The organism is Bacteroides sp. An19, assembly GCF_002160215.1.
Taxonomy (GTDB): domain Bacteria; phylum Bacteroidota; class Bacteroidia; order Bacteroidales; family Bacteroidaceae; genus Phocaeicola; species Phocaeicola intestinalis.
On record NZ_NFKD01000038.1, the window covers coordinates 17,027 to 42,475 of the forward strand.

General features: G+C 46.1%; 15 protein-coding genes. 4 read left to right on the forward strand and 11 right to left on the reverse strand.

The annotated features are described in order from the left end of the window. Positions 1 to 129 precede the first annotated feature (129 nt). The 8 genes from B5F25_RS13540 to B5F25_RS13575 form a co-directional block, all read right to left on the reverse strand. Positions 130 to 2,697 (reverse strand): glycosyl hydrolase 115 family protein, encoded by a 2,568-nt coding sequence (locus tag B5F25_RS13540; RefSeq protein WP_087250136.1) that lies wholly within the window; start codon positions 2,695 to 2,697, stop codon positions 130 to 132. A gap of 270 nt (positions 2,698 to 2,967) precedes the next feature. Beyond that, positions 2,968 to 4,296: an AAA family ATPase gene (locus B5F25_RS13545; protein ID WP_087210294.1), complete on the reverse strand. Its 1,329-nt coding sequence runs from the start codon at positions 4,294 to 4,296 to the stop codon at positions 2,968 to 2,970. A 621-nt stretch (positions 4,297 to 4,917) separates the two neighbouring features. Next, complete coding sequence (locus B5F25_RS13550; RefSeq protein ID WP_087250137.1) at positions 4,918 to 7,203, reverse strand: endo-1,4-beta-xylanase; 2,286 nt, start codon at positions 7,201 to 7,203, stop codon at positions 4,918 to 4,920. A gap of 27 nt (positions 7,204 to 7,230) precedes the next feature. Then, positions 7,231 to 8,262 carry a DUF5627 domain-containing protein gene (locus B5F25_RS13555; protein WP_087250139.1) on the reverse strand — a complete coding sequence of 344 codons (1,032 nt, stop codon included), beginning with the start codon at positions 8,260 to 8,262 and terminating at the stop codon, positions 7,231 to 7,233. A 166-nt stretch (positions 8,263 to 8,428) separates the two neighbouring features. Next, positions 8,429 to 10,204 carry a RagB/SusD family nutrient uptake outer membrane protein gene (locus tag B5F25_RS13560; protein WP_087250141.1) on the reverse strand — a complete coding sequence of 592 codons (1,776 nt, stop codon included), beginning with the start codon at positions 10,202 to 10,204 and terminating at the stop codon, positions 8,429 to 8,431. A gap of 21 nt (positions 10,205 to 10,225) precedes the next feature. Then, positions 10,226 to 13,105: a SusC/RagA family TonB-linked outer membrane protein gene (locus B5F25_RS13565; RefSeq protein ID WP_087250142.1), complete on the reverse strand. Its 2,880-nt coding sequence runs from the start codon at positions 13,103 to 13,105 to the stop codon at positions 10,226 to 10,228. Positions 13,106 to 13,148: 43 nt separating this feature from the next. Further along, positions 13,149 to 15,089 carry a RagB/SusD family nutrient uptake outer membrane protein gene (locus B5F25_RS13570; RefSeq protein ID WP_087250144.1) on the reverse strand — a complete coding sequence of 647 codons (1,941 nt, stop codon included), beginning with the start codon at positions 15,087 to 15,089 and terminating at the stop codon, positions 13,149 to 13,151. Positions 15,090 to 15,101: 12 nt separating this feature from the next. Continuing rightward, positions 15,102 to 18,248: a TonB-dependent receptor gene (locus tag B5F25_RS13575; protein WP_241148413.1), complete on the reverse strand. Its 3,147-nt coding sequence runs from the start codon at positions 18,246 to 18,248 to the stop codon at positions 15,102 to 15,104. Between the two features lie 397 nt (positions 18,249 to 18,645). Between B5F25_RS13575 and B5F25_RS21835 the strand changes: the two genes are divergently transcribed. Together B5F25_RS21835 and B5F25_RS13585 are read left to right on the forward strand one after the other, a co-directional pair. Further along, positions 18,646 to 18,963, forward strand: a complete 318-nt coding sequence (locus B5F25_RS21835) for a hypothetical protein (protein ID WP_162614420.1) — start codon at positions 18,646 to 18,648, stop codon at positions 18,961 to 18,963. Positions 18,964 to 19,107: 144 nt separating this feature from the next. Beyond that, positions 19,108 to 19,329, forward strand: a complete 222-nt coding sequence (locus B5F25_RS13585) for a hypothetical protein (RefSeq protein ID WP_162608599.1) — start codon at positions 19,108 to 19,110, stop codon at positions 19,327 to 19,329. A 272-nt stretch (positions 19,330 to 19,601) separates the two neighbouring features. Here the strand turns inward: B5F25_RS13585 and B5F25_RS13590 are convergent, their stop codons facing one another. From B5F25_RS13590 to B5F25_RS22500, 3 genes are read right to left on the reverse strand one after another with little or no spacing between them, the layout of a single operon-like run. Further along, entirely contained in the window at positions 19,602 to 20,711 is a 1,110-nt protein-coding gene (locus B5F25_RS13590) for an alpha/beta hydrolase-fold protein (protein ID WP_087250149.1), read from the reverse strand. Continuing rightward, complete coding sequence (locus tag B5F25_RS22495) at positions 20,708 to 21,865, reverse strand: alpha/beta hydrolase-fold protein (protein WP_022038614.1); 1,158 nt, start codon at positions 21,863 to 21,865, stop codon at positions 20,708 to 20,710. The genes B5F25_RS13590 and B5F25_RS22495 overlap by 4 nt, the downstream gene beginning before the upstream one ends. Positions 21,866 to 21,874: 9 nt before the next feature. Continuing rightward, complete coding sequence (locus B5F25_RS22500; RefSeq protein WP_087407168.1) at positions 21,875 to 22,891, reverse strand: glycoside hydrolase family 43 protein; 1,017 nt, start codon at positions 22,889 to 22,891, stop codon at positions 21,875 to 21,877. A gap of 361 nt (positions 22,892 to 23,252) precedes the next feature. On the opposite strand from B5F25_RS22500, the gene B5F25_RS13605 reads away from it, so the two are divergent. Then, positions 23,253 to 24,476 carry an S-adenosylmethionine:tRNA ribosyltransferase-isomerase gene (locus tag B5F25_RS13605; protein ID WP_087213215.1) on the forward strand — a complete coding sequence of 408 codons (1,224 nt, stop codon included), beginning with the start codon at positions 23,253 to 23,255 and terminating at the stop codon, positions 24,474 to 24,476. A 580-nt stretch (positions 24,477 to 25,056) separates the two neighbouring features. Beyond that, positions 25,057 to 25,347, forward strand: coding sequence for a hypothetical protein (locus B5F25_RS13610; RefSeq protein ID WP_022038618.1), 291 nt, complete (start codon positions 25,057 to 25,059; stop codon positions 25,345 to 25,347). Positions 25,348 to 25,449: the final 102 nt, after the last annotated feature.

Here is a 25,449-nt window from a genome sequence, read left to right on the forward strand (position 1 = left end):
ATAAAACCAAGAAACACAGATTTTCGCGGATGAACGCAGATTAAACAGATAAATTACTGATAATCTGCGGAAATCCGCGGAAATCTGTGTTTTCTTAAACCGGCAGACGCAAAAGCCTGCCGCTATCTATTACTTACGCCGGCAAGGCGATTCGTTACCGAAAAGATATGCGGGTTGATAACCTCCGTAATCTACTACGATTTTTTCAAGCACAATACCCGGGTCTAACGGACGGAAGTTCAGCGTATAAGTCCCGTCTGCCGATACAGGGAGTTTCAAGCGAACCTGTTTTTCTACTACACGGCGTGCAATGGTGGGATAGTATACCGTATAAATATTTTCAGGATCTTCATTCAGGTCACGGTTGAAATTGACGGTTTCCTCTTGCCCGCCTTCAAAACCAATGCTATACTTATGTCCTTCCGGAGTATGGAAAGCCAGGGTAGACTTCACAATGACATGTACTGTAACCGAATCTGCTTTTTCAGGTATATTCAGTTTGTAAGACAATGACGCGCCGTTTGCCGGAACTGTGTAAGGCATCAGCGACATGCCACTCAGTGTGCGTCCCATATAAGGGATTACGGTCCATTTAGCCTCACCGGCATCCGTACAGGCAAAATAATGTTCGGCTTCCATTGCCACATACCCGTCTTTTCCTGTAAACAGATAACCTCCTGTAGCAGCTTCCGGATTTCCGATTCGGTGGATTTCAGGCAATTTGTCGGCTGGGAAGTTATCGTTCCAGCTAGTATATCCGATATGCTTCTGAATCATCATGCCGTTCCACTTTCCTCCCGACATAACATGGTTATAGTCATCACACAGCTGCTTGTCGCGTGCAAAAGCCTTTTCCACTTTATCCGCCCATGCGTTGGCTTCAGGATTTCCTTCGGCATACAGTTTCAGGTTCATAGCCTGAGCATAATACATCTCGTGCAGGTTTGCCATTGCCTGTACCGGGAACAGAATGAGTTGTTTGTAAGCATCACGGTATTCAGGCTTCAGGCTTATGTATTGACGAAGGGCTTCAGCTTCCAATTGTGCATAGTCGCCTACCACCTGACGCCATTCACCAGTTTCCAGGTTGTATACCGTATGATCCAGCATTTCGGCTGTGCTCCGTCCGTTGTACTTACAGCAGAGGTTGAGGATACGTGCCGCCTCTTCTGCCTGCGTGTCCCCGAATGCCTGCCTGCAAAAGTCATAAGTATGTTGCAGCAAAGTCCCGGCATTGTATGCCTGTGGATTCCATGCCATGTCAAGGAAAAGCGTAATGGGATACTCCATCGGTTTGAGGTCGCCCACGTTAAGCACCCAAAGCTTGTCGACACCATATTCATAAGTCAGTTGCAACTGTTCCCACATATTCTGTATGGGGGTAGCATTTATCCATTTCGAATTACGTGGCGCACCTACATAGTCTACGTGATAATACATGCCCCAGCCACCGGGATGCTTACGTTCTTCAGCATTCGGCAAGCGACGCACATTGCCCCAGTTATCGTCACACAGCAACATGATGACATCTTCGGGGACACGCAATCCGCGGTCGTAATACTCCAACACCTCTTTATAGAGCGCCCATACCTGTGGCGTTTCCTCGGCTGGCCGTCCGGTGACATCTTTGATTATCCGACGTTGGTTCTTGAAAATCGTTTCCATCAATCGCTTGTTGCGTTCAAACTGCGGCACATATTCATGGTCTTTTCCTTCTTCACCTCCCATGGCTGCATCACCGTCACCCCGCATACCGATGGTTACCACATCTTCAGTATCTTTCATGCGTTCGATGCCTTCGCGGAAGAAACGGTTCAATCCCTCGGGATTGGTTTCATAATTCCAAGCTCCATATTTTTCCCGGTTACGGGCATACTCCTGATGGTTACGTGCCATCGGTTCGTGGTGCGAAGTACCCATGATGATTCCCATCTCATCAGCCGTCTTGCTGTTTTCCGGATCATCGGCATAGAAAGCCCATCCCCACATGGCAGGCCACATAAAGTTCCCTTTCAGTCGCAGAATCAATTCGAATACGCGGGCATAGAAACGATGGTCGCCATAATTGGTACCATACGTATTTTTCACCCAGGTGGTAAGACAGGGAGCCTCATCGTTCAGGAAGATACCACGGTAAGTCACGGCAGGTTCACCATCGGTATACACACCGGCTTGGGCATAGACTTCTGTCTGACGAGTAACAGGCACATCCATCCACCAGTACCAGGGCGATACACCCATCTGTCTGGAAAGTTCGTAGATACCGTAAACGGTTCCGCGCCGGTCACTTCCGGCAATGACCAATGCCTGTTCTACCCCTTCCAGCGGCTGGTCTACAGTCTGAATGACATATTTTTCGTTTTTCCCTTCCAGGTCTTTCCTGTTCAGCTTGCCTGCTTTAAACAGTTGTTTGATAAAAGGCGATTCGATGCTTCCCACCAGGATGTACCTCCCGTCCGAAGGCGTGTTTACGGTTTCGGCTTTCTTGCCAGTCACACGCAAGAAGTCTTCCTGCAAATTTTTAACAGCAATCAGAATGGCACTGTTCTCGTTCTTGTCGACCAGTATGGTACAAGGCTGTCCATTGCCGACAACAGGAAAAGCACCTTCTGTTTTCTTGAATGTAATAAACGGTTCCGCCGCATAAGCGTAAAGAACGCCAAGCAAAAGCCCCAAAAGGGCACTTAGTTTTTTCATAAGGATTCAAGTTTTATGTTTTCAATTTTAAGTAACCAAGTAAGTGTGCAAGATGAAATGATATTATCAGAAACACAGTTTCTGAGCTGACACATTATATAAACTAATTCTCAACATCTACTTATTTGCAAAGATAGCACAAACGGAGGGTTTCTCCATTAACAAACGTATCAGATTCATTTCTCCACGTACCAGCACATTCACCCAGGTGCCAAAATCGTTTACAAAAGTAACACAAACAACTCCCGGCTGCCTTTGGCTTCTTATACACTATTCAGCCAATAGCCGATTAATGCTACCCACTAAGTAAAAAGGTAAGTTTATCAGCCTGAAGTTTTTACCTCCTACAGTCTTCACCTCGTCTATCGAATAAGGTTGCGACCATACACGCACTGCCACCGTCTGTGAAGACCGTTCCATAAACGAATGCAAAGAACGCAGATGTGCATTGTGCCCTGTTTTCACTTCTATAGGATATAGCCGCGACTGCTGTACCCACACAAAATCCACTTCTGCCGACGAATCGTTTCCTCGCATCCAGAAATTTCGCTTTTGGCTCACTTTATCAGTCAGCGTAAGCAGTTCTTGCGCCACAACATGTTCGGCAATCCTTCCCCGCCACGCATCCTGCAGGTCTTTAGCATCTAAGACTTCTTTCTGCACTTGTGCCGCATAATTCACCAAACCGGTATCCAGCCATATCAACTTAGGTGTCCGCTTGGTTTCCGACAAAGCCGGCACCTCTGTCGATGTGGTAGGATAAACCAATTCCAGCAACATGGCTTTTTCCAGCAGCCGGAAAGCTTCACCCACTTCACGTGCCTGGTAAGAAGACGAGGCAAATCCTCCCAATGTAATGGGCTGTGCAGCTTTTCCCCATCCCTCTTCCAAGATAAACCGCACCACCTCTTTCAGCAACTTACCTTTGGTATATTTCTCCACATCATCGCGGTAGCCTTGCAACAATGTTTCATATACGTCACTCAGCGCCAGCAAGTCCCTCCGCTCCGCATAAAGCTGGACAGCTTCAGGCATACCACCAATCAGTGTATAGCGGTTAAACAATTGCATCAGCCTGCCGTGAAAAGGCACCGTAGCTTGCGGATGCTCCAACACCGGTAGCAAAGCCTCTTCACCTATAGCACCCAGGAACTCTCGAAACGAACAAGGACGTAAAGCCATGTATTGCACCCTGCCTACCGGAAACGAAACGTTGACCTCTACCAGATTCTCTAGCAAAGAACCTGCCGCCACTACATGCAGTTCTGGCAACTCTTCATAAAAATAACGCAGCAAGCCTATAGCTTTAGGAGAATTCTGAATCTCATCGATAAACAACAGCGTACTGCCCGGCTTACGAGATAAACCGCAATGTGCAAACAGCAACGGCATCAAATCCTTCAGCGGCATTTCCATCTCAAACAAAGCAGCAGCTTCCCGTTTCTCCAGATTAAGCGACAAATAATTATCAAAAGTTTTGCCAAACTCATTTATTACGGTCGTTTTCCCTACTTGACGTGCCCCTCTCAATACAAGCGGTTTGCGATGCGTATCGGTTTTCCACTGTTCCAAATGTTGTAATATCGTCCGTTTAAACATAACTATACTAAACAATTAATCCTAATCAGTTTATATAATCTGCCTGTTCAGAAACTGTGTTTCTAAATCTCATTCCATTTTGTATATTTACTCAAACAAATTGGTTTACAGCTACAAAGATAAAGAAATGTCGCAAAACGGAGGCAAAACTTATATGTTTTTGTTGTAAAACGGAGGCAAAATCCTCTTGTTTTTGTCGCAAAACGGAGGCAAAACAAGAAAATGAAGAATGCAAAATGATTATCCTATATCCGAAAGAGGATTATCTTATATTGAAAAAATAAATTGAATTCCGCAAACATCCCATGTAGGGGCGTATCGCATACGCCCGAATGCGTCCACTTATCCATGTGAATATCTTCTGAGGCTGTCTCAAAATAAAAAACGACAATTAAAAAGTAATGTCATTCTGAGTACTCATTTCCTGCGGAAGCCCATTCGATTATAACGGGAATTGTTATCTTGGACATTTTTATAAACCAATATTGTTCTACTATAAAAAGCAGCGGAATTATCCTTTAACAGGTAATTCCGCTGCCGAGAGAACCGAATCAATTAAATTATACTATCACGGCTATGAAAAAAGATTCACACATATACTTTTCCGTTCCATGCAAAGTATCATTCATTGCTTACAGAAGCAGAAGGTTCAGCAATTACTTCGCCAGCCAAACCATTAGCGAAACCGCCATAAGCAGGTTTGCGGCTATAGTTCAAGTCCCAAAGTCCTACAGGTTCACCACCTCTCCAGCCAGATTCAGCCGGGCTGTCCGTTATGCACCATTGCGTAATGCCGTAACGTTGCGCTGCCGGAATAATCTCGAAATATTTTTCGATGATGAACTGGTAGAACTCTGCCATCTTCAGTTGTTGGTCGAAGGTTACATTTTCAGTCTTGATGCCTTCGCCGAAGGCTTTTTCTACAATGCCCATATCCAATTCTGAAATCTTGATGAGCTTGCCGGTTGCTGCCATCAGTTGGAACATATTCACGATAGCATCTTCCTGGGCTTTCTGGTCTGCCTCGTTCAGGATGTAGCTGACGTGCATCTGCGTACCGATACCGTCAATCTTGGCTCCGTTAGCTTCCCATACTTCTATCCAGTGGATAAGGCTCTTCAGCTTCTGGTTGCCGTCCCACCACGATTCCAGGTTGTAGTCGTTGATGAAGAGTTTCAGGTCTGCCGGGTTGCCTCCATATTCGGCAAAATATTTTTCGGCCGCCTTGGTCACGATAGGCACATAGTCTTCGTTGCCCAGGTAGTCTTGCCAGTAGAAGTTGGTTTCCGGGTCACCGTTGGTTGCCGACTGCAGGTCGTACCAGCCGTCACCGTCTGCGTCTGCTCCCGATACGGTTTCGTTTGCGGCTTCCCAAGTGGTGACATAGCCGCCGCAAGCTTCCATCATGCCTTTAATCCAGTTATCCATGGCCCAAGTCAGGGTGTCTTTCTTTTCTTCGGGGGTCATTTCGATGGTTTGTCCACCGCCACCGCCTTCAGGATTCAGGTAACATAACGTGATGTTATCAATATTAATAGTTCCCGCGTAATTACCGATACTGAATAAGAACCGGTCTGCACAGTCTGCACCTCCTCCGTTTACAGTGATTTCGGCATTATATTCTGTCCATTCCGTAGAGATAGGAATAGCGGGGAAGTCACCTGCGCCTGCGTAATCAGATTTGCGTTGCAAGCCTGCGGTAATGCTGCCTTCTACCGAACCTTTAATCATCATGTTCAGCCGGTAAGTACCGCCCTGTACCAATGGAGCTGCGAAGTCCCATGCCACTTGGACATCCCAGGCATTAGCGGAAGCTGTCGGGTTAACGATTTCGAATGAGTAGTCACTTTCATAACCACCTCCTTGTGCCGACTGTCCACGGGTAGCCGAGCCTCCCCAGCCTCCCCAACTTCCGATACCGTTCTCAAAATCAGAAGAGGTAATGACACTTTCATCGTAAGCAGGCTCGCTTCCACCTTCGCTATATCCTTCTCCATCTTCCGAAATAGTTTCAAAGTTACCCGGTGTCCATCCGGTCCATCCGGTAATGGTCCCGTCTTCGAAATCGCCGTTCGGAATCAAGCTTTCGGTAGCACTTCCTCCGGTCAGCGATATATTGTCGATGTAAATGTTGATGGCTGCCGTACCGAAATTGAATGCAATCTTGTCCACCGTTGCGCCGGTAGGTGTAAAGGTGAAGTTAATCTGTTGCCATTCGGTGCCGACATTGAATCCGCCGGGATATTCCTGGTTGCCTCCGTCCGAACATTGCAGGTAGATTTGTGTGTCGTTGTAAGCTGCCGAAGCCCGTGCCATAAAGCTAAGCGTATAAGTCGTGCCGCTTTGCAACGGGGTAGGGAGCTGGTACCAGGTTTGCGCATCCCAAATATTGGCCGATGCTGTGGCATTCTTCAGTATCATGCAGTAGCCTCCGTTTCCAGCTTCGCCCGGAATGACAATCGGGGCAATCAAACTGTTTAAGTACGTGTTGTTCTGTTGTGAATGCCACGCAAGGGTATGTCCGTAAATGGTCATGCCTGCTTGGCGGGCGGCATCTACAAAGCTGGTTACGGTAGAGAAGTTCATTGTCCCATCATTGCTGACGATAGAGGCGTATTTCATTTCATTTCCTGCCGTCATTTCATCGAAGTTGGAACAAGCCATGCTGTATACTAAGTCTCCTTGGGTATACTCGCCTGCGGCTAATGCAATACCCAACTTGAAGTTCGGGTTTTCGGTGCGGTTTACATAGTTTTTCAGCACGTCATATTGTTTCAAGTATTCATACTGGACGAGGCTTTCCGGCATCGAACCTGCGTCATACGGCAGCATGCTGTCGTCCGTACAAGCGGACAACGCGCCTATGGCAAGTGCTCCCAGCAAAAATTTATTTGTATAGTGTTTCATGATTCTTACGGTTTAAAGTAATTTCTTTTATTCTGCGTACACTGTAGAGAACTCTTCGTAAGCCACGCCACGGGTTTGAACGACTAATGTATCTTTCGTGTTGTATTGCTTGGCTCCGAAGTCAATGTTATAATCCAGGTAGAGTGCATTGCGGTCTTTGTTACCCCAACTTTGTTTTTCTCCGTCTACTACAAATTTACCCGTTCCGCTTGCCGTGAATCCTTCCGTTCCTGAAGTAATGGTACATTCGTCGTTGTCGTTGAAGGTTAACAACAGGTCACAAGTCACGGTTTCGTCTCCTATGGTTGTTGATACAGGGAAAATAGCCGTATGCAGGTTACGGGTCGTTACATCGCATTCTTCGTCATCTTCCACATAATACTCATGGCGCACATTGGTCGTAGTGTTGCCACCTTCCGTTATCTGGTCAATACCTCTACGTAAGTAAGTAGCATGATACTTATTGATGTATTTCACGCAATACAATACATAGTTTTTCGGAGCCGTGTCCCACATATCCGCATTGGTCCATGCTGCATTGGGGGTGTTAGGTACTCCCAATAAGATAGAGTCTGCATTCACCACGTGGGTCATGCGCAGCGGAATGACATAAGTGTTTTCTGTAGAGGCAGGGTCTTCGAAGAACTCATTGTTGAAGGTTACCTCTACGGCCCCCATCAGGTTTTCAAACTCGTTCAGCGTAATCTGTTCCGATGACAAGGTATAATAGTTTGAGGGCATCGGGCGTACGGGAGTCACGCCATCGGCAAAGTACAGGTTGTCGCATAGCTCATTGTCTACCATGATATCAATGACAGTCGACCCGCTTCCGGCGTATGCCCCGCCCATGGTCGCATAAATCTTGCATTTGTGGGCGTTGTCGAGCGAGGTGTCATACGTATCTTCTCCCATTACCAAGGTGCGTACCGGAGTCTGGTGCGCAAAGTAAACGGCAGAGTTATCATAGTTCGGGAATTCCGCATCGCCGTTTTCACACGAAGTGATACCCATTGCGGTGATTCCTGCCAACAGTATAGAATATAAATTTGCTTTTCTCATATTGATTCTGTTTTTATCTTTAATAGTTGGTTGTAAGCAAAAAGAAATAAAGAAGCTTCACCCGGTTCACCCGGCTTAACAGGCAAAGTCTGTGAAGAGACTTTACCTGCTGAGGCTTGTTTTTCAACAAACCGAAATCTTCTTTACGGTCTTATTACGTTCGTTATTATTGCCATCCTTGATTCTGTACAAAGCCGAAGTTCAATACATCGTTGTATGGAATCGGGCCGTAAACCATGTACGACTGGTAGCTTCTTTCTTCCACCTGGATCGGTGTATAAGTCAGCGTACCATTGGCAGCCCGGGTGATGTTTACTCCTTGAGCTGCTTCTGTCAGGTTGGCATTCCAACGGCGCAAATCGTAGAAGCGGATGTTTTCAAAGCAAAGTTCCAAACGGCGCTCGTTACGGATCAGTTCACGCATCCGGTCTTGGCTGTTTGCACATTCTTCCAGATAGGGGTCACCGTTGTCTGTACCTACACCGGCACGGCTGCGGAGAGCTTTAATTACATCGTAAGCACTAAATCCAAATGAGCCTTGTCCTTTCGGTCCCCAAGCTTCGTTGGCAGCCTCCGCATAATCCAAGAAGATTTCCGTATAGCGGATACGGGCTGTATAATGACGCTGTAGGGTGTTGTAGTTCGGATCCAGGTTACAATCGAAGCGTAAATGTTTGCGCAGGTAGTAACCGGTACGAGTAGAGTGTCCCGATTCCCGGTTGATTGCATCGTTGTTTGTTCCATACGACCCGGTAGTGATGGTTGCGCTTCCCGCTGTACTTCCATTGGTGATGATGTAAGTTGCCAAACGTGGATCTCTGTTCTCATACGGATTGTTTGCATCGTATCCCGAGTTACTGTTATCAATGGGATAGCCGTTTGCCATTGGGAAAGCGTCTACCAGGTTTTGCGTAGGATTGACACGTCCATTACCATACAAGCTCGGCGGAAAATTATCTCCTTCCAGCGTATTACTATCACTGTAACTGGTTCTCCAAAGTATTTCAGGCGGAACTTCTCCACTACCTAAGCCTGCAATTTCAGATGTATTGGTATACCAAGTAAATCCATCCGCATCTAAACCAGCAGGTCCATCAATACGACTTAATAATTTACCTGCACTATTGGCTGCTTCTTCCCATGTAATACCCGAACCATCACTGAAAGCCGGACTAGCCGCCATAAGAGTTGCTTGCGCACGAACAGCTTCCATGATACGTCCACTCAAACGACCAGCCATAAACACACCGTTTACACGATCATAATGAGACACTGTGACCCCCATGCTAGCATATTTAGACGGTATTTCATCTGCAGTGTGTACTTTATAGTCTAAAGCAAGCAATTCAATAGCATCATCACAATCTTGTAACAATTGTTCCATACATTCAGCATAGGTGTTACGAGGTTGGCTAAAATCGGATCCGATGCCTTCCGAAGCTAATTTGATTGGCACACCTAATAATACTCCGTCAGGACTTATTCCACCATGAGCACGCAATAAGTAATACATAAAGATTGCCCGTAAGCCTAAAGCCTCACCTCGATAATGATCAATAAACATAGTTTGGATATTTTCATCAAGAGCAAAGGTGACATTATCTAAATGTTCTAAAAACAGATTAATGTATTGAATGGCATTAAAACAGCTTTTCCATTGCGAGGTCGGGTCATTTTGCGAAGTCCAAGCCCCAGTAGCCATGGCACGCCAAGTATTACTGTTATCATTCGATACAGCATCGTCTGTTGCCACATCACTGGTTGGCGAAGTATTATATGGTAATAAAATATATGCATTACCTAATACGCCAAGAGCATAGCTTGGATCATTTTCCATAGCATCGATATCCCGGTTGTTCTCGATGGCAGGTTCGAGCAAGTCATCGCAAGCTACGGCGGCGAACAACGGGAGCAGGACTAAAAGTTTAAATATATGTTTCATACTTCTTGTTTCGTTTATGGATTAGAAAGTAACCTTAACACCTAAATTGTAGAAACGGGTCTGTGGGGCAGAGCCGATATTTCTTTCCAGTAGTTCACGTTCGGGAGCAATGGTCAGCAGGTTCGAACCGCTTACGTAGATTGACGCTTCTTTCAAAAAGGTCTTTTGCAGCAGGCGTTTCGGGAAGTCGTAAGTCAGTTGTACTTTCGCCAGGTCGAACCGGTTGGTCTTGTAGAGCCAGAACGTAGAGTTGCGGAAGTTGTTGTTTCCGTCTAAGGTAGTCAGACGCGGATAGGTAGCCGTTGCGGCTGTTTCCGGTGTCCAGCGTCCGCGGACTACTTCCGAATACTTGCCTTCGCCATATACCCAATAATAGGAATCGCTCTTAAAGGCATGACCGCCGAAACCGCCTGTACCCAAAGCAAAGAGGGTAAAGTTTTTCCATTTGGCAGTGAAGTTAATGCCCAAAGTAAACGGAGAACCGTACCAGCCGCCACGTCCTAAGTAAATTTCATCATTGGTATCAATTACACCGTCACCGTTCTGGTCTTTGTACTTCAAGTCACCCGGACGTACTGTTCCACCAAAATTCTGAGTCGGCGAATTAGCTATATCCTCTTCATTCTGGAAAAAACCTTCGCATTCCAGTCCCCATACACCATCAACAGCTTTACCGGTACGGTTCTGGTATGCATAAGCGTAATTTTCGTCCCGTTGGGTAGCTTCTGTCTTGTAATAAGTTCCGGTTACGCCTAACGAGAGGTCAGCTTCGCCTACTTTCTTATTGAAATTTACTGCAAAGTCGAATCCTACACGCTTGTTGTTATTGAAGTTTACATACGGAATAAACGAAGCTTCAGGATAATAAGTCGAGAAATAGCTTGGGAAAATGGTACTCGGTTGAACAGGCAGACCTTCTGTCGAATTAACAAAGAAGTTGGCATCTGCCGTTATTAACCGATTCCATAATGAAGTACGGAGACTGACTGTCAACTCTTTTCGTTTGATAAAGCTTAATTCATCGTTTGATCCACGTAATGAATTTGTTGAATGCAAATTAGTCGTTTCTTGCCATCCCCACCAAGCACCATTGGATTGGTTGTAGTTACCTACATACATATAATAGTTAGCCAAGTCTATGTCTTGGTGCAAAATACTTCCCGATACGCCTAACATCAATTCATCTACTACCGAAGAGTTTTTCAAGAAATCTTCCTGATGCAGTTTCCAGGCAAGGGTCAGTGCCGGCGAGAAAGCATTGCGGTGTCCTTCTGCCAGTTTGGCTGAATGTACAGCAGCTCCGCTAAACTCGGCATAATACTTACCCATATAGTTGTAGCCTACCTGAATGCCTAAGTTGGCATTGCTGGTACGGTGGTAAACCGTCGAATTGGTCTGTTGATAGCCGTTCACCAGCAGCATGGCAGACAGGTTGTGCGCCTTGTTGATGGTGGTGTGGTAGTCAAAGTGAGCAGACATAGAGATAGTCTGGTTGTCTGTACTGCCACTGATGGTTTGCACACCGGTCTTTTCATCCGTTCCTTCATAACCTAAACTGGTAATGACTCCTGTGCCGTTATAGTCCGACCACGTCGGGGTATAGATGCGGTAGGTATTATTGAACGAGGTGTTGTAGCTGGTGGCATAGTCTACCGCAAACTGGAAGTGGAACGAAAGTCCTTTCAACAGTCTATGCAGGTCGAAGTCAATACCCGTGTCGAACTGGAACTGGCGGCTGGTGTATTTGTTGTAACCGGCAGCATAGTAGTCGGCAAAGATATTGCGTTGGTCAATCTGGCTTCCAGCAAGGAACATCCCGTCGAAGATGTTGCTGTTTACACCCATCAGTTCCAATGCGGAGAGGGCATTGGGGTCAATGTAACTCAGCGGAACCAGCGGTGCGAAACGGTTGGGACGCATGCTGGCTGCTTCCGTCCAGTAGTCGTAGGTTTCTCCTTCTTCTGTCTCGTAAGTGGTACGCCCCGAACGTATGTCGTAGAACGTAGCATTGGCATTGGCATACGCCTTGATGTCATCGTTGATGGTGACGTCTACGTTACCGCGGATATTCAATCGGCTGGTGTAATTCTTGGCGGCTTCACCGAAGTTGAAAATGTCATTCTGCCGGTAATAACCTACGTTGGAGTAGAAACGCGCCCGTTTGTTACCGCCCGAAAATTCAGCGGTCACATCGCTGCGGTTGTACGTCTTCTTCAGGTAATCCGACGAATAATAGTCCAAACTCGGATAACGGTACGGATTGGTACCCGACCCGTAGTTGTAGATATCCTCGGCACTGTATAGCGGATCCAGTCCGTCGTTGGCACGCGCCTCGTTATACAAGGTCATGTATTCTGCCGAACCCAAATACTTGGGATATCCTTTCGGTACATAAAATCCCGTATTGGCACGTACATCTATCTGCAATTTTTCTTGGTATTTGCCACGTTTGGTGGTGATGTAAATCACGCCTTTCGCTGCCCGGCTTCCGTAGAGCACTACAGCCGATGCGCTTTTCAGGAAGGTTATCTGTTCGATTTCGGTCGGCAATACGTTATTGGCATCGCGAGGTACTCCGTCTACCAATACCAAGTAACCGGCATTGTCGCCGTCCATGCCCCATAATGAGTTACCGTTCCAACCGCCGACATAGCCTTGCAGGTTGTCCAAACTATACGTGGCATAGTTTTTGTCGTTCACTTGCTCCATGTTGATTACTGAAACGCCTCCCAACAAATCGTCCTGTGCCACCTTGCGGAACGCTACTTGTACAGACGGGTCTGTGGTCTGAAGCGAGTCAGTCTCATTTGCTTCTGCTGTCTGTGCTCCAATACTTTGGTAAGCAGGAAGCAACCCTAAGGCAGCTGCAAATAAAATGAATCGTGTATATGTTATTTTCATTTGTTTTTTTGTTTAATGTTATACATCTTGCTGCAAGTCACAATTACCAACCCGGATTCTGGTTAAGTCCTTCATACAGGTAAGTATCATCGTTTTTCAGCGGAAACCAATAATGCTTCGATGTGAAGTTGCGGGTCAAGATTACTTCTTCACGCCAGTTACGCACTTCGGCATCTCTCGGGTCGTTTTCGGTGTACCATTCATCGCTTTCCACCCGGTCGAACTCTTGTGAAGTCTTGACGTTGTACGGATATTCGGTCAGCAGCAGCCACCGTTGGAGGTCGCAGAAGCGGAAACCTTCGAAAGACAATTCTACGGCACGTTCACGACGTACTTCATCCATAAAAGTTTCTTTGTTGCTCGTCAAGTCTGCCGGTACATGATCCATGTGGACGCGGTCGCGCAACCGGTTGATAGCGTCTTCGGCTGTCAGGGAACAATTGCCTGCCTTCCCGGTGGCACCGTTGATGGCGGCACAAGCTTCGGCATACATCAGGTAAATGTCTCCTAAGCGCATATAAGGAACATACATTTGTAAACTGTGGTTGTAGTCCATCATCTTGTCATAGGTGTTGACTGTATGAGGCGACAGTTTTTGAATGAAATAACCCGTACGGCTTCCTGTATTATCGTTTCGTACGTTTCCACCTGTATATAGTTGGCTGTATTTGTACTGTGCCATATCGGCACCAACTGAAGCGTTGATATATTCAAAACCATCAAATACAATGTCATGATAGAAACGCGGATCACGGTCACGGAACGGATGGGTCGGGTCGAAACCGCTGCGCGGGTCATCCAACGGATATCCGTTTGCCATGCCATACAGGTTCACGTAATTGGCGGTAGGCATATGGATGATGTTGTCATCAGGAACGATTCCTCCTTTCGGTCCGTAAGTCTTGGCAGCCTGATACGGAGAAATGTTGATGCCAAATGCCGGACCACGGAAGATGGCTTCTACCGACCCAGGAAGTTCCCAGTTTTGTCCGGTTGTATAGAAAATGTCGCTAAAGCAACTGGTAGCGGTAGCAGAACGTTCATGATTGTAGATGTCATCGTATTCAAATTGTGCCAGCGCATATTGAGTCTGACCGCTTTCTACCAAATTCAGCAGTTCACCGAAGGCTTCGGCTGCTTTCTGGCAATAGTCGGTGTTATAGCTGTAGGTCATGGCACCTCCCGTTTGCGCACCATGTTCCATCAGCGGACTGCCTGCCCATAAATAGGTCTTGCCCAAATAGCCCAATGCCATGATTTTGTTGATACGCAAGTCGTTTTGTCCGGCTGTGTGTGAACCGGATGTGGTGCTTTCCCAGTCAATCGGGAGCAAGTTTGCTGCCTGGCGGAAGTCTGCTGCCGCTTTGTCTGCCGCTTCTTGGAAACTTAAACGAGGCAGGGTTAGGCCTTCCGATTCCAGAACTTGGTCGATGTAGGGAAGTCCTCCCAAATACTCCATTAATTCGAAGTGCCACCAAGCACGGAAAAAATACAACTGTCCGGCTATCAGGTCGCGTTCTTCTTGAGTGGCACCTACCATTTGGTCTAAGTTTGCCAGACCCAGGTTGCACTTACGGATGCAGTACCAAGCGTGCGGCCATAAGCGATGGTTCATACGGTCGTTTGAGGTAGGGTCGCAATCACGGTTGGCATCCAGCCAGCAGCCATCTTCTCCCATACCCCCGGCTTGCCATGCCCAAAAGTTACCCAAATCCACTTGATGAGTCATGTGCCAGTCTGCATTGGTGTTCATGATTTCATCGTCTCCCCAGTTGAAGGAAGTTGTCCAATAGCAGTTGGTTTTATCAGGGATGCAGTTGTAAATTTCTTCCACAAAACCTTGAAAATTATTGAAGTTTTGAAAAGCCGCAGTCGCATCAACAGTGGTGTCCGGGTCTTTGTCCAAATAATCCTCGCAAGAAGTGACGCCCAACGCCAAGGTGAACAGGCTGCTATAGAATAAGGTTTTATATCGTTGTTTCATACGTCTCTGTTTTTATAATGTGAACTTGATACCTAAATTGAAACGTTTCATGGTGGGATAAGCACCTTGGTTGCTGGCTCCCGAGAAGTTCGATTCACGGTCGTCCGGCATACGGGTCCATACCCACAGGTTGTTGCCATTGAGGAATACCTTCAGGTTGCGGATGCCTAACTTTTGTACCCAGCCTCCATCGAATGTATAGGCGATTTCTGCATTCTTCAAGCGGATAAACGAACCGTCATACAGGTTTTGCGTACCGGTATTGTAACTCGGCGTGGTTACGAAACGAGGGACGGTTACTTCCGGGTTACTTTCGTCTTTCGACCACCATGTACCGGTATCGTATACGGTGTTTAACTGACCACTGAAACTAGTCAAGGTTACATCACGGGTTACGTTAGTCGCTCCATAGAACTGTACGAAAGCACTGAATCCCTTCCATTCGAAACCGACTGTTGCACTGTAGGTGTTCTGCGGAGTGCTGGAATAGCCATAAGGTGCACTGTCTTGTGCGTCAACCACACCGTCGGCATTGAAGTCAACAATGTAATAGTCGCCCGGCAATTTCTGGTTTTCGTTGGTATCATGCTGGGGGCTACCGTAAATCTGGTCGTAGTTTTGCATAAAGCCGGCATCGATGTGTGCATGCGATTGACCAATGCTGTAACCGGCTTGTTTTTGGTAAGCGGGTTTCAACAACGGATCGTCGCGCCGGATGATTTCATTTTCGGCATGAGTCATATTGAAGTTACCCCACAGGCGCATCTGGTTTTCGAAAACCTTGTTGACACGCAGTTCCAATTCATAACCACGGGTTTTTACTTCACCCAGGTTGGCTGCCGGAGCGTCCATACCGAAATAGAAGGGGACAGCTCGGTCGCCCGAGGTAACGATGATATCGGTACGCTTGTCGCGGAAAACTTCCACCGTACCGGCAAACAGGCCGTTTAAGAATGAATAGTCAATACCGAGATTGAATTTCTTCACCGTTTCCCAGTGGATATCCGGATTACCTACGGTTGCTTCCCGATACCAAGTATAGGGGCTGATGGCTTGGTTCAGTGCCATCGGAGTAGCACCATTTGTTCCTCCACCCATTGCCCATGTACTTAAATACAGCCAACGGTCGGTTACGTTATCGTCACCGATTTCACCATACGAGGCACGGATTTTCAGCATATCCAGCCATTTCTTCGAGAAGTTCATAAATTTCTCTTCCGATATCATCCAGCCAATAGCGCCCGAATTGAAAAAGGCAAAACGGTATTCGGGAGAGAATTTCTCCGAACCGTTATAAGCGCCGTTGTATTCAAAGAAATACTTGTTGGCGTAATTATAGGTGCCGCGGAACGCCCAGTCTTCACGGCGGTTCGGGATGATGCTACCGGTAGCGGTTTCCTGACGGCTGAACAATCCCATGGCAGTTACATTGTGGTCGCCAAATTCGCGTGCCCAGTCCAACTGCACTTGGTAATTCATGTTACGTTGGGTAGCATTGTTGTCTACTTCACCGCCACTGTTCGTCCACATAATCGGATCTTGTGGGTCAAAACCGTTTCCATCGTATTCTGCTGTCCGATAAGAAACAGCACCTGTAGCCGGATCAATCCATTTTTGAATAGGATCATTATATAAGTCGTTTACACCCCGATTGATTTCCACAAACACATTGTCCCACGACACCATGGCACGGGCACGCAGACCTTTGGTAATAAAACTCAAGTCTTGTTCCAACGTAAAGTCGGTATTGATGCGGGTGGTAGTGGTATTCATTGTACCAGCCGTAGCCAAGTTGCGGGCTGAGTTTGAAATGTTCGTATTATCGGGATAGTATCCCCATGTACCATCCGAATATTGCGGCATGAACACATCGGGCGGAGTATTGTAGGCACCTGCCCAGTATTGTGCCACACCCCAGTCGGACGAATTGGTATAACCCCATGGAGTTTTCTTCGCCCCATTTGAACCGGCGATGTTTACTTTCAAAGTGGTGGTTTTTGTCAATGAAAAGTCCAGGTTGCTACGTACGTTGATACGGTTGTAACCGAATCCCGAACTATACCCGCGTCCGTTGTCCTTTACGTCGAACAGGTCACCTTCGTGTAGGAAGTCCGCTCCCACATAGTATCTTACAAATTTGGTACCGCCGCTTACGCTTAGGCTGGCATTGTAAGACATCGTGTAATCTTTAAACAATTCGTCTTGCCAGTCGATGTTGGGGTAACGTTCGATATCAGCAATGCTGGTGCGGTAGCGGTATTTGTTGATTTCCGCTTGCGGCGTAATGAACTCCCAAGAAGCAGGACTGACAGCCAATTCATGCTCTACGGCGATGTTGCGCATCATCAGAGCGTCATACGAATCGAGCTTGTTCGGCAATTTCGAGGGTACTTTCATGGTAGCTTGTGCCGACACGTCGATTTGTGCCTTACCTTCCTGTCCGCGTTTGGTCGTAATCAAGATAACACCGTTCGCACCTTTCACACCGTAAACGGCGGTAGCCGATGCGTCTTTCAATACCGAAATAGATTCTACGGAGTTAATGTCAACCGAACTCATCGGACGTTCGATACCGTCTACCAATACCAGCGGCGAACTGTTGTTCCACGAACTGGAGCCACGGATAACTATCTGCGGCTCTTCTTCACCCGGCAGACCCGAGCTGGCAGTAGTAATCACACCTGGCAGGTTACCGGTCAAAGCGGCACCGATATCAGACACACCACCGGCACGTTGCAGCACTTCGCCTTTGGTCTGGGTGATGGCACCCACTACGGATTCTTTCTTTTGCTGGCCGTAACCTACGACTACGACTTCATCCAGCATTTCGGAGTCCTCACGCAGCCGGATTACAATCATGTTGCGGCCTTTCACTTCCACGTCTTGTGACAGGAAGCCTATGTAAGAAACGGTCAGCGTGACGTTCTTTTCAGGTAGCTCTAAGGTGAAATTACCGTCAAAGTCGGCTACCGTACCTACGCTGGTGTTTCCTTTCAGTGCGATTGTCGCTCCGATTAACGGCTCATCGTTGTTGTCGAGCACCTTTCCCGAAACGACAAACTTTCCCTGTGCAGTCGCTGTCAGACTGCAGCATAACAATAAGAAGAACAAGATTCCTCTTACCTGCAAAACTTTCCTCCATTCTGGGGAATGTTTCATCAAGAACTGTTGTCTTATGTTTTTCATCATGTTAGTAAAATAAAATGTTTTTCAAATGTTTCTCTGCTTACACCTCTCTTACCTTATATATAAGAAGAAAGATGGAAGATTAAACGGTAACAATTACCGTATCAGCATCAAAATAATCCATGGTAAAACAACAGCCTTGAAAGCTTTAAATGAATTGTGCTTTTCATAAACTTAATAATGTTTAGTTAATAATAATTATATATTCTCACAATTGCAAATGTAGAAAATCTGTCTGAAAATGATTATTCTCTATGTTACATATATTATCACGTATGTTACATCGACTAGCCCGAACGTTACATTTTTTATCAGAAACCGTACATTTATGTTGTAAAGCATGTATCAGAGTTCATTAAAAGAGAAGAAAATGGAAAAATTTAAGGAGGTTAAAGGAGTTAGAGGAGGTGAAGGAGTTAAAGGAGTTAAAGAAGTTAAAGGAGTTAAAGAAGTTAAAGGAGTTAGAGGAGATGAAGGAGTTAGAGGAGGTGAAGGAGTTAAAGAAGTTAAAGGAGTTAGAGGAGTTAAAGGAGTTAGAGGAGTTAAAGGAGTTAGAGGAGTTAAAGGAGTTAGAGGAGTTAAAGGAGTTAGAGGAGTTAGAGGAGTTAAAGGAGTTAAAGAAGTTAGAGGAGTTAAAGAAGTTAAAGGAGTTAAAGGAGAACAAAATTGGTTTGCGAAAAATTCTTGATGTATTGTCATCTAAGGGAACGAACGTGAAGGATCTCGCATACATCCACGTGGGCGCATCCGAGATGCTTCACTTCATTCAGCATGACAAATGTTTTTTCGCATTTTATTTCTGATTGAGAAGCTGTTTTGAATTTATCGTGCGATGATTTGGGATGAGTTTTTGAGGCATTTCCGCTTCTGTGATGAGGAAGATAGCGGGCTATCTGACGAAGAACAGGAGCGGAAAGGACCAAAAAATCGCCCAAAGCACACACGAAAACGGATACATCAAGCCAAGAAAAACTTTTTGGAGAAATTCAAAACAGCTTCTGACTATAAAGAAGTTGAAAGTGAATGTCCGCAAACAGGCAATTTGGCAAAATGAGGACATTCATAAAGTTGAAAACGCAGTAGTACTGCATTCGCAGATGAAGTATATATTCAAACGCAGATGAAGTATATATTCAACTGCGGATGAAGATATATTCAAACGCGGATGAAGTATATATTCATTTTTCAGGGGTATATACCGGCTGCTGGCAGGCATGCACAAACACACAAAGCCTGTCATTCAAAACAGCCAATATGAATGTCCGCATTTTGCCTAATGCGGACATTCATTAAACTTTTGTGGAAATTCAAAACAGCTTCTTAGTATCACTTAAACAACAATGGTGCAAAGCGATAAAGACTTTCACGCCAAACCGGCCATGTATGCCCACCCGGCGTTTCGAAATATGTATACCGAATGCCTATCTCATCGAAACGCTTCAACATAGCCTGACAATTCTGATAAGCAATGTCTTCTTTTCCGCCCATCGAAAACCAGAACTGCTTAAAGCCCTTGTTAAACTCATCCTTATGTGCTTTCAATTTCTCATAATATTTTTCGGTTTCATGTGCCGGCATACCGTGGCGCGACTGTACCCACCAGCCTGAACTGAATACGCCTATATAAGAAAAACACTCCGGATGGGTAATGCATGCATTCAAAGTCTGGATACCTCCCATTGACAAACCTGCCAACGCCCGGCTATCTTTGCCAGCCTTTACCCGGTACGTTTTTTCCACAAACGGAATGCAGGCGTTGAACAGTTCCGAATTAAAATCTTTGGTATTACCGTCCAGCATAACGATAATCATCGGAACAGCCTCGCCTCTGGCTATCAGATTATCCAGAATAATATCCGTCAATCCCTGTTGCGACCAGCCACGTTCATCCTCTCCTCCGCCATGTTGCAAATAAAGCACCGGATAGGATACAGAAGACTTTTCATAGCAAGGAGGTGTATAAACAAACATCCTTCGCCATGCATTTGCCGTTTTCGAGAAATACCGCTTCATCCGAATCTCGCCATGAGGTACATCTGCTAAAGAAAAACGAGTGTCACCTTCAGGATAAGGAATCTCTATACCGCTGGTCATCATACTACATCCATAGAAAGACTCGCTTGCAGGGTCTGCCACCGGCACTCCATCAATTACCAGAAAATAATAATGGAAACCCGGACCTAAAGGTTCTGTTGTACAGGTCCACTCCCCGTTTTCGTCCCGCACCATATCATATTTCTTTCCTAAATCTATCTGCACACTCTTTGCATGCGGTGCCTTGACTTTAAAAGAAGCACGATGGTCGGCTGAGATACGAGGATACTGAGAGGCACGTACACTCAACACTGAACGTTCGCCCCCTGAGACGCTCCTGTCTTGGGCAGATAAGGTCATTGCAACTGCCAGCAACAAAGATACAAGTAAAGTTTTCATCATTTGTCAGACTTAAAGATTAAAGGCAAAAATTCATTCAGGCATCTGCGCCATGTCAACCATTCGTGATGCGTTCCGGGAGATTCATAATACGTATTTTTAATACCTATGGCACTCAGTTTCTCACTCAGCTCCCTGCTGCCCATATTTTCTTCCGAACCCATCCCGATGAACAATGTATGTACCTTGCGGTTGAAAGCATCGGCATCGGCAAACACTCCATTATATACCTTACGCATATCTGCTTCCGGAGGCAAAAAAATGGCACCGCTGAAAGCTCCGATATAAGCAAACTTGTCCAAATGTGCCAAAGTGGTCTGGAAAGTCTGGTGTCCTCCCCACGACAAGCCCGCCATGGCACGGTTATCACGGTCGGTCAATGTACGGAAAGTCTTGTCGATGTAAGGAATAATATCTTCCAGCAAAATCGGAGTGAATGATGCCCCGAATTCTTCACGCGACTCTCCTGGTCTGGCTCCATGTATATAACCACAATTTCCATAATCCATTACCACTATCATCGGCACACATTTTCCAGCAGCTATCTGATTATCGAGGATATCAGCCATTTTCCCCTGCCGGCTCCAGCCACGTTCGTCCTCGCCCATTCCATGCTGCAGGTACAATACCGGATAACGGCGGGAAGCATCTGTCTCATAATTTGCCGGAGTATAGACAAAGCATCTGCGCTCTTTCTGTTCGACGGAAGAATAATAATGGCATTCGCGTACCTGCCCATGAGGGACAGACTGGTCATACGTATAATAAGCAGCTGCCTCGGGCGATTCGGGGATTTCGATGCCGCTTGCCATCTTGCCACACCCGAAAAAAGTCTCACTTGCCGGGTCATTGACGGCTACTCCGTCTACCAACAAGAAATAATAGTGGAAACCTACTACCAGCGGGTCTGTGGTCACACTCCACACTCCATCCGGATTTTTCGTCATCGGCCATTTTTTCCCACAGATATCCACCTGGACATTTCGGGCTTCAGGAGCATCCAGACGGAAAGTAGCCCTTGATGAGGCATCTACACACGGATAGTCCGCTTCAGGGATATTCGTTTGTGCCGGTGTACCTTCCGGCAAAGTTTGAGCTGTTACTGCCGACCATGCCCCAATGCATGCCAGCATAATCGATAATTTCTTCATATTCATATCTTCCAATCATTTAGAAAGGTTGCTTACTCCTTTTTTAGTCTGTTCCACCACTCTTATGGTGCCGTCCGAATTGTAGAACAACTCTTCTACACACACACTTCTACGCCCTATGGCACCCTCATGTCCTCCCAGCGTAAGCGTGGCATTGTGATAGAACAGATACCATTTCCCTTTAAACTCAACGATTCCCGGATGAATGGTAAAACTGTTTTCCGCCATTCCGGTCACTTCCCCCTGATAAGTCCACGGACCGGCAACCGAAGGTGCAGTAGCATACGAAACAACTTCCCTGTCAACCCCCATCGAAGCATAAGTAAGATAATAGAGGTCTCCATGCTTATGCAACCACGGTCCTTCCACATATTTCGGCAAATCTACCACTTGAATCTCGCCGTCAAGCTCTGTCATATTCGGTTTCAGCCTGGCAAGGAAACATGTGCCGTTTCCCCAGCACATCCATGCCTGACCCTCTCCGTCAATCAAAACAGTAGGGTCGATATCATTCCACCAGCCGCGTGCCCCATTGGAAGTCATGGTATCACATACCAGAGGTTTGCCGATAGCATCTTTGAAAGGACCGGTAGGCGAATCACCTACGGCTACCCCTATTGCCTTTCCTACATAAGGCTCTCCTCCCTGCACGGTGGTATAATAATAGAATTTACCATTTTTTTCTATCACCTGAGAAGCCCATGCCTCACCTACCGCCCAACTGAAATCGGTAGGTTTCAATACCGAACCATAATCGGTCCATGTCTGCATATCCGTCGTAGAATAGCACAGCCACTCTGTGATGTTAAATTCCTTTCCACCCGAAGCGGTATCCTGCCCTTCATAATACTCATCATGCCCTACATACAGGAAAAGAGTATCGTTATACACCATCGGAGCAGGGTCTGCCGTAAACTTATCCGTTATCAACGGATTACCCATGTTCTGAAAAACAGGAAATCCTTCCTGGGTCTTTTGCTGCGCACAACCGGCAAGCAACAAAATTCCTACTGCTACCAATAATTTTCTCATAAGCATCTCTATTTTTTAATTGAATATCCACAAACATCCCATGCAGGGGCGTACCGCATATGCCCGGATGCGTCCACTTATCCACGCGGCTGCCTTCGGACTGCAACGTCCTGCAACACTTTTTTCGTGAAACAAACATACAAAAAAACCGAACAGATACGGTATTTTCCGGACGTGGATTTTTATCATTCTTAAAATAATCCTCCCAAAAAGAAGATTTCTCCTCCTTTGCGCCCCGATACAGAAGCAAATATACCACCTTCCGTGCGCAGATATATCCAGCCGCCGGCAAGAATACTTGCGTATGCAGATGAGAATAATTACCTTTGCACACAATTTCCAATTACAAAGATATAACATAATAATGGAAGATACCAAACACATCCACATCAGCGACTACAACTATCCGCTCCCCGAAGAACGCATCGCTAAGTTTCCGCTTCCGGTGCGCGACCAATCGAAACTGCTGGTGTACCGCAACGGGAATATCAATGAAACCCGATTCACCTCCTTACCCGACTACATCGAACCGGGCATGCTGATGGTATTCAACAATACCAAAGTCATTCAGGCACGGCTGCACTTCCGGAAAGAGACCGGTGCCTTGATAGAAATATTTTGTCTGGAACCCATCCAGCCTAACGATTATGCACTGAACTTCCAGCAAACCGGACATGTAGCATGGCTTTGCATGATAGGCAATCTGAAAAAATGGAAAGAAGGTGTCTTGTCGCGGCAGATGACGGTAAAAGGACAAACCGTCATCCTGACTGCTTCACGCGGCGAAGCACGGGGCACCAGCCATTGGATAGACTTTAAGTGGAATAACCCCAATGTAACATTTGCCGACATTCTGGAAGTATTCGGCGAACTGCCCATTCCTCCTTATTTAAATAGGGAAACCCAGGAAAGCGACAAAGTGACCTATCAGACGGTATATTCAAAGGTAAAAGGTTCGGTAGCTGCACCTACGGCAGGACTACATTTCACCCAACGGGTACTGGATGCCCTGAAAGCCAAAGGAGTCGACCTCGAAGAAGTGACGCTTCATGTGGGAGCCGGTACCTTCAAGCCTGTAAAAAGCGAAGAAATATCGGGACACGAAATGCATACCGAATATATTTCGGTATCAAGGCACACCATCGGACAGCTCATTGCACACCAAGGGAAAGCCATAGCCGTAGGTACCACATCGGTACGTACACTGGAGAGTCTATATTATATAGGTGTAACCCTCCACCAGCATCCGGACGCAAATGATGCCGACTTGCATGTAAAACAATGGCAACCTTACGAAACGCATCCTACCCTTACTCCGGTAGAAGCATTGCAATGCATCCTCGACTATATGGACCGGCACGGACTGGAGGCACTTCACACCAGCACCCAGATTATCATCGCTCCGGGCTACGAATATAAAATAGTGAAACGTATGGTAACCAACTTTCACCAGCCCCAAAGCACATTGCTGCTCTTGGTCTCGGCATTCGTGAAAGGCGATTGGCACCGCATTTATGATTATGCCCTGTCACACGATTTCCGGTTTCTAAGTTATGGCGATTCGTCTTTGCTTATAAACGAATAACAGGCATGCCAGTTATTCCGGCATTACCTGCCAAGTTGACAGTTTGTTTCAATCCGGCAACAAAAGGCACATTTATTTTTTGACGCAAGTCAAGAAATAGACATTTTACCCTATTTTCATCCCACTATCCGCGCTTCTTTTGAACAGAAGGCATTACATTTGTGTTGTAAAACATAGATCACAACATAAAACAGATTAACTAAACAGAAAGGATAACATTATGAAAAGGGTAAAAAGTTTGTTGAAAGAAATCAAGAAGAATCTGGAATGGAGTGCAAATGCCATCTATGGACAAAGCGACCGTTTCCGGTTCTGATGAAAAATGAATTGAAAGTAAAAGTGCTTATAAAAACGGGTAACCATTCAATGGGTTTACCCGTTTTTTTTGTACGATAACAACATATCCCCGATTGTTTTCTTCCCGGTATCCGTACTGCCATTATCGGAAGACACATGTATTTCACGGTTAAACTAAGCCCCAAAAGACAAACCAAAAGACAAACACGAAAAATATTTTTACTGGCTGCTTGGACAAAAGCGTTAATTGTGTATCTTTGTTTCGTGAACTAATCGCAAAACAATGAAAAGAAGATACACCTCTCTCTGTCAATTCATTTTCTTTGTGCTTTTGCAGGAAGGCAAAAGTAATCTTCCTTATCGTCTTTATTTGTTGGTTTGCGGAGAACAGTTTACCACGTTGCACTATTTCAAAAAGCTATTTGCCGGATGCGATACAAACACGTATCAGCATTATTGCTCGATGTATGAAAAAAGCAATCATGTGCCGTTGCAGTTGCCTAAAGGATATTGTGTGAAACTGACAGACGATAAGAACAGGTTAACAGGAGAGTTGGTTAAGAAGCTGTTTTGAATTTATCGTGCGATGATTTGGGATGAGTTTTTGAGGCATTTCCGCTTCTGTGATGAGGAAGATAGCGGGCTATCTGACGAAGAACAGGAGCGAAAAGGACCA

Excerpts from the sequence above, each read along its gene's own strand:
- B5F25_RS13575 (WP_241148413.1), bottom strand. The coding sequence starts at position 18,248 with ATGAAACATTCCCCAGAATGGAGGAAAGTTTTGCAGGTAAGAGGAATC.
- B5F25_RS13610 (WP_022038618.1), top strand. The coding sequence starts at position 25,057 with ATGAAAAGAAGATACACCTCTCTCTGTCAATTCATTTTCTTTGTGCTT.
- B5F25_RS13555 (WP_087250139.1), bottom strand. The coding sequence starts at position 8,262 with ATGAGAAAAGCAAATTTATATTCTATACTGTTGGCAGGAATCACCGCA.
- B5F25_RS13540 (WP_087250136.1), bottom strand. The coding sequence starts at position 2,697 with ATGAAAAAACTAAGTGCCCTTTTGGGGCTTTTGCTTGGCGTTCTTTAC.
- B5F25_RS22500 (WP_087407168.1), bottom strand. The coding sequence starts at position 22,891 with ATGAGAAAATTATTGGTAGCAGTAGGAATTTTGTTGCTTGCCGGTTGT.
- B5F25_RS13585 (WP_162608599.1), top strand. The coding sequence starts at position 19,108 with ATGATTTGGGATGAGTTTTTGAGGCATTTCCGCTTCTGTGATGAGGAA.
- B5F25_RS13565 (WP_087250142.1), bottom strand. The coding sequence starts at position 13,105 with ATGAAAATAACATATACACGATTCATTTTATTTGCAGCTGCCTTAGGG.
- B5F25_RS13550 (WP_087250137.1), bottom strand. The coding sequence starts at position 7,203 with ATGAAACACTATACAAATAAATTTTTGCTGGGAGCACTTGCCATAGGC.
- B5F25_RS13590 (WP_087250149.1), bottom strand. The coding sequence starts at position 20,711 with ATGATGAAAACTTTACTTGTATCTTTGTTGCTGGCAGTTGCAATGACC.
- B5F25_RS13570 (WP_087250144.1), bottom strand. The coding sequence starts at position 15,089 with ATGAAACAACGATATAAAACCTTATTCTATAGCAGCCTGTTCACCTTG.
- B5F25_RS13560 (WP_087250141.1), bottom strand. The coding sequence starts at position 10,204 with ATGAAACATATATTTAAACTTTTAGTCCTGCTCCCGTTGTTCGCCGCC.
- B5F25_RS21835 (WP_162614420.1), top strand. The coding sequence starts at position 18,646 with ATGGAAAAATTTAAGGAGGTTAAAGGAGTTAGAGGAGGTGAAGGAGTT.
- B5F25_RS13545 (WP_087210294.1), bottom strand. The coding sequence starts at position 4,296 with ATGTTTAAACGGACGATATTACAACATTTGGAACAGTGGAAAACCGAT.
- B5F25_RS22495 (WP_022038614.1), bottom strand. The coding sequence starts at position 21,865 with ATGAATATGAAGAAATTATCGATTATGCTGGCATGCATTGGGGCATGG.